The organism is Nonomuraea cypriaca (assembly GCF_015645445.1).
GTDB classification, from domain to species: domain Bacteria; phylum Actinomycetota; class Actinomycetes; order Streptosporangiales; family Streptosporangiaceae; genus Nonomuraea; species Nonomuraea cypriaca.
Map to the genome: position 1 here is coordinate 1 of NZ_JADOGI010000330.1, position 9280 is coordinate 9280.

The window sequence follows — 9280 nt, forward strand, 5'->3', positions numbered from 1 at the left end:
CAGGGCTGCTCCCACCCTCCCCGGCACCACCCGGATCAGGCTGCCCTCAGCTCCGCCTCCCTGCTGCGACAGGGTCAGCGGTGAAGGTCTTTCACCTCCACTCAACTCACAGCGCCTCACGGCGCACTCACGATCTCCGGCACACCGGCAACACCCTGGCGGCCCAGTCAGGAGCGAGCCTCGCCGATCTCAAGGCACGCATGGGACACGACAGTGACCGGGCTGCGCTCATCTACCAGCACGCCACCCGAGATGCGGATCAGAAGATCGCCGACGCGCTCTCTGCCCGTGTCAAGGCCGAGCGGAAGAAGGCGAAGAAGAAGCCCAAGAGGGGAGATGACGACGGCAGCGCGGGGGTGCTGGTTCCCGCAGGGTAATGGCACGTTAATGGCACGAACGCCCCGTCACATGATCAGTGGCGGGGCGTTTTCCCTGGTGGAGCCTAGGAGATTCGAACTCCTGACTTCCTGCTTGCAAAGCAGGCGCTCTGCCAACTGAGCTAAGGCCCCTTGCGACGAAGATAGCTTACCGGGCGGAGGGGGCCACCTGCGTCGTGCCGAGGTCGTCGCTCAGGACCAAGCCGGGGAAGTCGGCGATCGAGTCCAGGATGTGTGTCGCGCCGCCCTTCAGTAGTCGCTCCCTGCTGTGGACGCCGGTCATCACGCCGGCGACGATCGAGGCGCCGGCTCGTTTGCCGCACAGCATGTCGCTTTCCGAGTCGCCGATGACGGCCACATCGCGTACGTCCTCCACGCCCAGCCTCAGCACGGCGTGCAGGACCATGTCCGGCCAGGGGCGGCCGCGGCCGCCGGCGTCCTCGGGGCAGATGGCGAGGTCGATCTTGTCGTGCCAGCCGAGGACGCTGAGCACGCGGCTCAGGGTGGCCCGGCTGAAGCCGGTGATCAAGGCCAGCTTGATGTCGTTGCCGCGCAGTTTGTCGGGCGCCTCCAGGGCTCCGGGCATGGGTACGAGACCCGCCCGCCCCAGCGCACCCTCGTAGGAGCGCTCGAACGTCAGGTTCGCCGCTTGCGCCTGGGCCTCGTTTCCAGGGAAGATCCCGCGGAAGACATCGATCTTGGGGCAGCCCCGGGACCGGTGCACGTGAACCATGGCACGCGCGTACGCTCCGGTCCCGGGCACTATGCCCTGGGTCGCGATCGCCTCGGCGAAGGCGCGCTCGACCATGGCGATGTCACCGACTGTGGTGCCTGCCAGGTCCAGGCACACCAGCTTGATGGGGACGATGTCACTCATCGCCTCGCCGGTCGGTTAGTTCTCGCTGCCGGTCGCCTCGGTCCAGAGATCGAGCTCTGCGCGGTCGGCCTGCACCTTACGCCAGATCAGCAACCCCCCAAGGGCGATCAGCGCCAGAACGAGCAGCTTCTTCACGGTGTGACCCCACTTCTTCGACGGCCTCACCTGCCGGGGTGAGACCCAACGGTTGACAAGCAGCCTAGCAAGGTATGGCTGCGGTCCCTGTCTTGTGCACGGACCAGATGTGTGAAATGGGCGCAGAACGAGTGTTCAGGCCCAGGTGGGAATGGCTATCCCCGTTCTCGACTCGGACAACATCCTGATCATGCCAAATATCCCGACCAAGCGCGCACCTGCCCCCTGCCCAGCCTCATCGGTCCGCCTCTGTCATGGTCCCTCTCCCCCGTAAGAAGTCCACACGTCTCGTACGCGGCGGTGTGGAGTTCGCCGTACGGGGACTCAACCGAGTGGGTTCGGCGTGCGTACCCATATGTGTGACTTGAATCTCAGAAGTCGGCATAGCATACCCTAGGGGGGTAAGGTGTGGTTTCGAAGCTGGAGAACACACACTAGGGAGACCGGAATGAGCACCGCCACCTACACCGTCAAGGGCATGACCTGCGGACACTGCGTGAGCTCGGTCAAGGAGGAGGTCGGCGAGGTGGCGGGGGTGACCTCCGTGGAGGTCGATCTGGCCAGTGGCCTGCTGACCGTCACCGGCGACGGGCCGATCGACGAGGCCGGGATCGCCGCGGCGGTTGGAGAAGCCGGGTACGAAATGGCAGGCCGGTCATGAACACGGCCGCCAAGCTCAGCGCGTACGTCCTGGGGCTGGCCGTCGTCTTCGGTGGCACGCTGGGCGCGGGGCGAGTGATCGGCCCGACCGCGGTTCCCCCTGTTCAGCAGGCCGACGAGCACAACGAAGGAGTCGGCGAGCACGGCGAAGAAGCGAGCGCGGAAGCCGCTGGGCATGGTGACGGGCATGGCACTCAGCAGGTCAGAAGCGATACCCCCGGGGGGCTCCAGGTGTCACAGGACGGCTACACGCTCAACCCGATCACCACGATGACGATCGGCCGGCCCGCGGACTTCAAGTTCACCGTGACCGACCCCGACGGCAAGCCGATCACCGCCTACCAGGTCGAACACGACAAGAAGCTGCACTTCATCGTCGTCTCCCGCGACCTGACGCACTTCCAGCACGTACATCCGGAAATGGCCCAGGACGGCACCTGGTCGGTCGGGTTGACGCTTCCTGAGGCGGGGTCGTACCGGGCGTTCGCCGACTTCGTGCCCGAGGGCGGCGAGAAGCTGACGCTGAGCGCGGACCTGGAGGTGGCGGGCGACTACCGGCCCGAACCGTTGCCGCACGTCAGCCGTACGGCGGCCGTCGACGACTACACTGTGAACCTCGCCGGAGACCTGGTCCCCGGCCGGACGAGCGAGCTCACCCTCACGGTGAGCAAGGACGGCGAGCCGGTCACCGACCTGCAGCCCTACCTCGGCGCCTATGGCCACCTGGTGACCCTGCGCGCCGGTGACCTGGCCTACCTGCACGTACATCCTGAAGACAGCGCGAAGGCCGGACCGGAGATCACCTTCTACGCCGAGGTGCCGAGCGGCGGCGACTACCGGTTGTTCCTCGACTTCCAGCACGAAGGCAAGGTCCGTACGGCGGCCTTCACCGCCACGGCCACCCTGCCCGACGGGCACGTCCCGTCGGCCACCCACACCCACTGAACGCACAGGACGCGAGGAAAGGAGAGGTGATGTCCTCCCTCACCGAGGCAGGAGCCGTCGAACTCACGATCGGCGGCATGACGTGCGCGTCCTGTGCCAACCGGATCGAGCGCAAGCTGAACAAGCTGGAAGGCGTCACGGCGACGGTCAACTACGCGACCGAGAAGGCGAAGGTCACTTTTCCTGACGGCGTCGACCCACAGGACCTCATCAGCGAGGTGGAGAAGGCCGGCTACACGGCCGCCCTGCCCGCCCAGAAAGCCCAGAAAGCCCAGAAAGCCCAGGAAGCCCAGGATGAGGAGGCCGGGGAGCCCGGCGAGCTGCGGCCGTTGCGTCAGCGGTTGATCGCCGCGGTGGTGTTGAGTGTTCCGGTGGTCGCGATGGCGATGGTTCCGGTGTTGCAGTTCGCGAATTGGCAGTGGTTGTCGTTGGTGTTGGCGGCGCCGGTGGTGGTGTATGCGGGCTGGCCGTTCCACAAGGCGGCGTGGAGGAATCTGCGGCATGGTGCCGCGACGATGGACACGTTGATCTCGATGGGCACTTTGGCGGCGCTGGGCTGGTCGGTGTGGGCGTTGTTCTTCGGTACGGCGGGTGTGCCGGGGATGACGCATCCGTTCGCGTTCACCATTGGGCGCAGTGATGGGTCGGGCAACATCTATCTGGAGGCCGCGGCGGCGGTGACGGCGTTCATCCTGGCGGGGCGTTTCTTCGAGTCCAAGGCCAAGCGGCGGGCGGGTGCGGCGTTGCGGGCGCTGATGGAGCTGGGCGCCAAGGATGTGGAGTTGGCTGATGGCCGCCGTGTCCCGGTCGAGCTGCTGGAGGTCGGGGATCGGTTCGTGGTGCGGCCGGGGGAGAAGATCGCCACCGACGGGGTGGTCGTTGAGGGCTCCTCTGCGGTGGATGCGTCGATGCTGACGGGTGAGTCGGTGCCGGTCGAGGTCCGTCCCGGTGATGGGGTGGCCGGGGCGACGGTGAACGCGGGTGGGCGGTTGATCGTCGAGGCCGACCGGGTGGGGGCGGATACGCGGCTCGCGCAGATGGCGAGGCTGGTGGAGGAGGCGCAGAGCGGGAAGGCGCAGGTGCAGCGGCTGGCCGATCGGATCTCGGGGGTGTTCGTGCCGATCGTGATCGCGTTGGCGGTGGGGACGCTGGGGTTCTGGCTGGGTGCCGGTGATGGTGTGGGGGCGGCGTTCACCGCGGCGGTGGCGGTGCTGATCATCGCGTGCCCGTGTGCGCTGGGGCTGGCCACGCCGACGGCGTTGCTGGTGGGTACTGGCCGGGGTGCTCAGCTGGGCATTGTGATCAAGGGGCCGGAGGTGCTGGAGTCCACCCGCCGTGTCGACACGATCGTGTTGGACAAGACCGGGACGGTGACCGAGGGCCGGATGACGCTGACCGCCGTGCATCTGGCCGAGGGCGAGAGCCGGGAGGAGGTGCTGCGGCTGGCGGGCGCGCTGGAGCATGCCTCGGAGCATCCGATCGCCGAGGCCGTCGCCCGGGCGGCGCAGTCCGACGCGATCGTGGAGGACTTCGCCAATGTGGAGGGGCTCGGCGTGCGGGGTGTGGTGGATGGGCACGCGGTCGTGGTGGGCCGGCCCCGGTTGCTGGCGCAGTGGTCGCAGCATCTGCCGGCCGGCCTGGAGCGCGAGCTGGCCGGGGAGCGGGCCCGGGGTCGCACGGTGGTGGCGGTGGGCTGGGACGGCCGGGCGCGGGCGGTGCTGGTGGTGGCCGATGTGGTCAAGCCGACCAGCCGGGAGGCGATCGAGCAGCTCAGGGGGCTGGGGTTGGCCCCGGTGCTGTTGACCGGGGACAACGAGGTGGTCGCCAGGACGGTGGCGGCTGAGGTGGGCATCGACGAGGTGATCGCCGAGGTGCTGCCCGGCGGCAAGGTGGAGGTGGTCAAGCGGTTGCAGGGCGAGGGCAGGGTGGTGGCCATGGTGGGTGACGGGGTCAACGACGCCGCCGCGCTGGCCCAGGCCGATCTGGGCCTGGCGATGGGCACCGGCACCGACGCCGCCATCGAGGCCTCCGACCTGACCCTGGTGCGGGGCGACCTGCGGGTGGCCGCGGACGCGCTGCGGCTGTCCCGCCGCACACTGTCCACCATCAAAGGCAATCTGTTCTGGGCGTTCGCCTACAACGTCGCCGCGCTGCCACTGGCCGCGCTCGGCATGCTCAACCCGATGATCGCGGGAGCCGCGATGGCGTTCTCCAGTGTGTTCGTGGTCAGCAACAGCCTCAGGCTGCGTACGTTCAGGTGATCGGGCTCGGTCGGCGGCCGGCGCCATCTGTGCGCCCGCCTCGCCCCCGGCGTGTCCGTACGCGCCGGGCCCGCCCTGGCGCCGGAGCGGCTGGAGGCGTACTGCGGTGAAACCCCGCAGCCCGGCCTGGTCCTGGGCTACGGCGCCATCGCCAAGGACGCGATCCCCGGCGGCCTGCGGCTGCTGCGGTCACGGATGTCGGCGGGTCCAGAAGCGTCTGGCCCGCTCCCCCGGCATCTGGGGATCGTCGGGCGATGAGGGCTGCTGGACGATCACGACCGTCGTGCGCGCGTGCCTGGCGCAGTACATGCTGGTCGAGGGCAGGAAGATGCGGCTGAGCACGCCGCGGCGGCTCCGCCCGAGCACCAGCAGGTCGCCCTCGCGGGCCAGGTCGACGAGGTGGTAGCCGGGGTCGCCGACCCGGCCGATCGCGGCCGTCGTCAGATCGTCGGGCACCCCGCCCGCCACGTCGTCGAACACCCCGGCGATGACCTCGGCGCAGCGGGCCTCCTCGCCCTGTCTTAGGGCGTTCTGCACGGGCAACGCCTCGGGGAATGGATGCACGGGCGCGCGGCTCACGTGCACGGCGACCAGGGCCATCCGGTGCAGCCTGGCCGCCCCGATGGCCCAGGCCAGCGCCCAGCGCGAGGCCGGGGACTCGTCCACCCCCACAATCAGCCTCGCACCGGCAGGCAGATCCTGTTCCACGGTGCCTCCTGTAGGAAGTACGACCATAGTGCGCCTGCGCGCTGGTTACCGGGAGGTGGCACTTTGCGAACTCTGGAGTCGTCCGCGAAGGCGGGCGTAGCATGCGTGGGTGGAACGAGGGTGGGTGCGGCCCCGTCCCGCCCTCGACCGGCGGCTCGACGGGGCGCTCACGTACCGGCTCACCTCGCTCGTGGCGGCGACGGGCTACGGGAAGTCGATCGCGCTGGCCGGTTGGAGCCAGGCCGTCGGCGCGGTGCTGCACCGGCTCGGGCCCGCCGACCGGGACCTTCCCACGCTGGCCGGCGCGGTGGCCGCGGCGCTGTCCGACAAGGTGCCAGGACTGCCCGCCGACCTGGTCACGGCTGCGCGGACGCCGCTCGGTCCCGGCGCGGACGAGCTGTCCAGGGCGGCGGCGCTGGCGAACGCGCTGGCCGAGTCGCTGTCCATGCGGCTGCGGCGCGGGCTGGCCGTGGTGTTCGACGGCATGGACGCGATCGCCGCCGCGCCGGGGTCCGTACGTTATGTGGAGACGCTGGTCCGGGTCGCGCCCCGGCACCTGCATCTGGTCACCGCGTCGCGGGCGCCGCTGCCGTTCCCGACCGCGCGGCTGCGCCAGGACCACGAGGTGTTCGATCTCGACGCGACCGACCTGGCGCTCACGCTCGACGAGACCGCCGCCTGGGCCCGCGACCGGCTGGGCGAGCCTGGCGTCGCGGTCGCCGCCACGCTGCACGAGTCCTGTGGGGGCTGGCCCGCCGCCGTACGCGCCGCGCTCGACGCGCTGGCCCGCGAGGATCCGGCCGCCTGGCCCCGCACCGCCGCGAGCCTGGCCGCGACGTCGGCCACGCTGGAGCGGCTCACGCTCTCCGCGTTCACGGACCTGCCCGCGGCCATGCGCGAGTTGCTCCGCGCCGCGACCGTGCTGCCCGTGCTGACCAGCGGCCTGGCCGCCACGCTCGGCGCGCCGCCCGACACGCTGGCGTCGCTGACCAGCCGCGGGCTGTTCCTCGAAGCCGGTCAGGACGGCCATCGCCTGACCCAGACCAGCGCCCACATGCTGGCCGGGCACGCCCCGCTCGACCGCCACGAGGCCCATGACGTGGCGGCCGTCGCCGCCCGCTGGTACGTCGAGCACGACCAGCCCGAGCTGGCCCTGCGCGCCGCGGTCGCCACCGCGCACCCGGGCCTGGCCGCCTCCCTCCTCGACGCGTACGGCCTGCGCCTGGCCGAACGCGGTGACGTGGTCGCCGCCCTGGACCTGTTACCCGAGGCCGCCAGGCGCTCTCCCCCGATGCTCAAGCTGGCCGGCATCGCCGAGCTCAACCGCGGCCACTGGGACTTGGCCCGCGAACTGCTCGCCGGCGCCGCCGGTGGAGCCGCGTCCGACGCGTACGTGGCCAGGCGGCTCGGCTTCATCGACCACCTGCGCGGCGATCTGGACGCGGCGCTGGCCGCGTACACCAAGGGCCACGAGCACGGCCTGCCGCCCGCGGACGCCGCCATGTGCGCCGCCTCCGCCGCGTCGGTGCTGTGGCTGAAGGGCGACAAGGCGGGCTGCGCCGAGCTGGCCGACCAGGCCCTGGAGCAGGCCGGCAGCCTGGGGGACCCGGGCGCGCTCGCGATGGCGAACACGGTGCTGGCCATGCTCGCCGCGCTCGACGGCGACCGCCGCGCCAACGACGCCCACTACCTGCGCGCCCTCGAGTACGCCGAACGCGCGGGCGACGTCGTCCAGCTCATCCGCATCCACGCCAACCGCGCCTCCCGCCACCTGGACGAGGGCTCGTACGCCGACGCCCTGGCCGAGACGGAGCTCGCCGGCCGGTTGTGCGACCTGGTGTCGTTCGCCCCCTATGCCGCCCTGAACATCTCCAACCGCGCCAAGGCCCTGATCGGCCTCGGACGACTGGAGGAGGCGGCGATCGAGGCGGCCGACGCGGTGGCCAGGTGGGAGGCGATGGGCTCCAGGCTGGTCGGCTACGGGCTGAACCGGCTGGCCGAGATCCACGCGCTGCGCGGCGAGCGCCGGGCGGCGGCGGAGATCTACCGGCGGATCATCGCGGAGGCGGAGCCGTCCGGCGAGGTGCAGTCGCTGTCCAACGTGCTCAACGCGCTGGCGGAGCTGCTCGCCGGCGAGGACCCCGAGGAGGCCACGCGCGTCGCCGAGCAGGCGCTCAAGCACGCGGAGGGCATCGCGGGCGTGAGCGCGCGGGTGGTCGCCGCCCGTGTGGCCGTGGCCGCGGGGCGGCGTGTGGAGGCCACGGCGCTGCTGGAGGAGACCGAGCCGGTCGCCGTGAGCCGCAGGGACCACGCGGCCCAGGCCGCCATCGTGGAGCTGCGGGCGGAGCTGGAGGGCGACCCGGGGCTCGCGGACGAGGCGATGCGCAGGTGGGCGGCGCTCGGCGATCCGATCGGGCAGGCCAGGGCCGAGCTGGTCGGGGCCGCACTGGCGGATCCAGGGGCGGGCAGGGAGACGGCCGCGGCGGTGCGGGCGCGCATGCGCGCGATCGGCTGCCGGGCCCTCGACGACCGGATCGACGCGCTGATCGCCCGCTCCGCGCCCGCGCCGGGGGCGAGGGTGGTCGTGGAGACCATGGGAACGTTCCGGGTGCTGCGGGGCGGGGTGCCGCTGCCGCGTACGGCGTGGCAGTCGCGTAAGGCCCGCGACCTGCTGAAGATCCTGGTCAGCCGCAGGGGGAGCGGGATCAGCAGGGAGCGGCTGGTCGAGATCCTGTGGCCGGAGCAGGCGGACGAGGTGGTCGGACTGCGGCGGCTGAACGTCATGGTGTCCACGCTGCGCGCCGTGCTCGACCCCGCCCACGAGCGGCCGGCCGATGACATCGTGGTCTCGGATGAGGGCGCGTTGCGCCTGGATCTGTCCAACGTCGACGTCGATGTCGAGAAATTTCTGGATCTGGTGGCTGGGGCCGTACGGCTCGATCAGGCGGGCCGTACGCGCGAGGCGCTGGCGGGGTGGGCGGCGGCCGAGAGCGCGTACGGCGGGGAGTTCTGCGCGGAGGACCCGTACGCGGACTGGGCCGTGGGGCTGCGTGAGCAGGCCAGGCTGGCGTACGTGCAGGCGGCGGCCAGGCTCGCCACGGCAAGGACCGCCGAGCGGCGCCACGACGAGGCCGCGCGTTACTGGCTGCGCCTGCTGGAGCGGGACCGCTACGACGAGCGCGCCCACCTCGGCCTGGTGCGCGTGCTCGACCTCGCGGGCCGGCGCGGCGACGCCCGCAGGCGCTACCAGCTCTACGCGGAACGCATGCGCGAGCTGGAGGTCGAGCCCGCCCCCTACCCCACCTGAGCGTCGGGCC

8 protein-coding genes and 1 tRNA gene are annotated in these 9280 nt (G+C 71.1%); 5 read left to right on the forward strand and 4 right to left on the reverse strand.

From position 1 onward, the window contains the following. The first annotated feature begins 200 nt into the window (after positions 1 to 200). Positions 201 to 377, forward strand: coding sequence for a hypothetical protein (locus ITP53_RS56655; RefSeq protein WP_207757601.1), 177 nt, complete (start codon positions 201 to 203; stop codon positions 375 to 377). A 56-nt stretch (positions 378 to 433) separates the two neighbouring features. Here ITP53_RS56655 and ITP53_RS51130 read toward each other — a convergent pair. From ITP53_RS51130 to ITP53_RS58720, 3 genes are all read right to left on the reverse strand, one after another. Further along, a tRNA-Ala gene (locus tag ITP53_RS51130) sits at positions 434 to 509 on the reverse strand. A 16-nt stretch (positions 510 to 525) separates the two neighbouring features. Continuing rightward, positions 526 to 1254 carry an HAD-IA family hydrolase gene (locus tag ITP53_RS51135; RefSeq protein ID WP_195902742.1) on the reverse strand — a complete coding sequence of 243 codons (729 nt, stop codon included), beginning with the start codon at positions 1252 to 1254 and terminating at the stop codon, positions 526 to 528. Positions 1255 to 1269: 15 nt separating this feature from the next. Beyond that, positions 1270 to 1389, reverse strand: a complete 120-nt coding sequence (locus ITP53_RS58720; protein ID WP_020542320.1) for a DLW-39 family protein — start codon at positions 1387 to 1389, stop codon at positions 1270 to 1272. 448 nt (positions 1390 to 1837) lie between these two features. On the opposite strand from ITP53_RS58720, the gene ITP53_RS51140 reads away from it, so the two are divergent. From ITP53_RS51140 to ITP53_RS51150, 3 genes are read left to right on the forward strand one after another with little or no spacing between them, the layout of a single operon-like run. Continuing rightward, on the forward strand, positions 1838 to 2050 hold the full coding sequence (locus tag ITP53_RS51140; RefSeq protein WP_195902743.1) for a heavy-metal-associated domain-containing protein: 213 nt from the start codon (positions 1838 to 1840) through the stop codon (positions 2048 to 2050). After that, positions 2047 to 2994 (forward strand): hypothetical protein, encoded by a 948-nt coding sequence (locus ITP53_RS51145; protein WP_195902744.1) that lies wholly within the window; start codon positions 2047 to 2049, stop codon positions 2992 to 2994. Before ITP53_RS51140 ends, ITP53_RS51145 begins: the two co-directional genes overlap by 4 nt. A gap of 29 nt (positions 2995 to 3023) precedes the next feature. Continuing rightward, positions 3024 to 5255, forward strand: coding sequence for a heavy metal translocating P-type ATPase (locus tag ITP53_RS51150; RefSeq protein ID WP_195902745.1), 2232 nt, complete (start codon positions 3024 to 3026; stop codon positions 5253 to 5255). Positions 5256 to 5444: 189 nt separating this feature from the next. On the opposite strand, the gene ITP53_RS51155 is transcribed toward ITP53_RS51150, so the two are convergent. Next, positions 5445 to 5963, reverse strand: coding sequence for a universal stress protein (locus tag ITP53_RS51155; protein WP_207757602.1), 519 nt, complete (start codon positions 5961 to 5963; stop codon positions 5445 to 5447). Positions 5964 to 6072: 109 nt separating this feature from the next. On the opposite strand from ITP53_RS51155, the gene ITP53_RS60810 reads away from it, so the two are divergent. Beyond that, positions 6073 to 9270, forward strand: a complete 3198-nt coding sequence (locus tag ITP53_RS60810; RefSeq protein WP_195902747.1) for a BTAD domain-containing putative transcriptional regulator — start codon at positions 6073 to 6075, stop codon at positions 9268 to 9270. Positions 9271 to 9280: the final 10 nt, after the last annotated feature.